Annotated in this window: 1 protein-coding gene and 1 pseudogene; one reads left to right on the top strand and one right to left on the bottom strand. The window is 43.5% G+C overall.

Going from position 1 to position 1298, the window contains the following annotated elements; translation table 11 throughout:
• A pseudogene (locus tag BUB77_RS28730) lies at positions 1-247 on the top strand (IS110 family transposase); the annotation flags it as partial.
• Positions 248-401: 154 nt separating this feature from the next.
• On the opposite strand, the gene BUB77_RS30335 reads toward BUB77_RS28730, so the two are convergent.
• The coding region (locus BUB77_RS30335) for an RHS repeat domain-containing protein (protein ID WP_207650878.1) at positions 402-1298 on the bottom strand (897 nt) is incomplete at its 5' end.

The following is a 1298-nucleotide window of genomic DNA, read 5'->3' as shown; positions in this document are numbered from 1 at the left end:
GAAATATGAATCTCTTACAAAACGCCGTGGCAAGAAAAGAGCCATTGTTGCTATCGCTCGAATGATTCTTACTGCAATCTACCAAATGTTATCTACTGGCGAAGAGTGGAATCCTAGCGATTTATACAAAATCGATATGCCTGAAGCTTTAATTGAAAAGCAGAAAGCAAAGGCTATCAAACAAGCACTGAAGTTATTAGAACGGGAAGGATTATATCCTCCGCCAAAAGAACCTCTGGCTTCCTAATCATCATTAATCATCTACTTTCTCAAAAGTAGCCATTTTCGACAGCTTGTTCAAGTGCGCCACTTTTTGGCTGACCTCTACTTTCTTTCACACTACTCTCCTTTACTTTTTAACACTATACACAACCTCAGCATCTATATTAGGATACATTTGTTTAAGTATCGATATTAAGTTTATTAGTAACTTCTTGCTCTGCCGGATTCAATACTCCATTATTTAACTTATTCCGCAGATATGATTCCAACTGTATGTTTTTGCCTTTAATTCGTCCCTCGTCCATAAGAGACATGATTCTATCGGCAGCTTTTTTACAGATGTTTCCGCTGGAATCCACATAATACACCGGATTGTTGGCACAGTATGCATAAATGTTCAGCCCATCTCCCCGGTAGGTATTCTCCTGGGTGAAGCGTTCAATGACCGGATTATAGTATCTGGCTCTTAAGTAATACTGCTTGCTGATAGAATCGAACTGCTGTCCGTTAAACTTAAAACGGTTTTCTGCCTTTTCCTGGCTTTCCGTTACATTTCCCCATGCGTCGTATTCATACCGGTTGAGGACTTCCTCTCCCTCTGTCACATGGGTGATACTCCCCAGTTCATCGCTTGCATAATGGTAGTAGGTCCTTGCGCTCTCTGCATCGAAAGCTAACAGGACATCGGAACGGATGTAACGTTTGGTTTCTCCTTTGTTTTCTTCGGCTGCGACCTCAGTTCCCCTGAAAATGAACTGCACCAGGTTTCCGTTCTCCTCCATCTCATGGCGTAACCCTTCCGCATCATAGCGGTTGATCTGGATGTTTCCGTCAAAGGTTTCCACCCTGCTTGTCCGATGAAAGGCATCATAAGTGTACTGATTCTTTCCGTCCTTTAATAAGTTTCCGGCATTGTCATAGGTGTAAGCTTCTGTGTTGCCATTTACGGTATGGCTGGTCAAGCGGTTCCTGCTGTCATACTGGTAAAGCTCTTCCCCACTTGGACTGCGTCTTCCGGTTCGGTTCCCGGCTTTGTCATAGGTCAGTTCCTCCCAGCTTCCCGGATACTGTACCTT

Source organism: Anaerocolumna jejuensis DSM 15929, assembly GCF_900142215.1.
Classification (GTDB): domain Bacteria; phylum Bacillota; class Clostridia; order Lachnospirales; family Lachnospiraceae; genus Anaerocolumna; species Anaerocolumna jejuensis.
The sequence above is the reverse complement of the archived record's forward strand: the minus strand, read 5'-3'. Positions and strand labels throughout refer to the sequence as shown.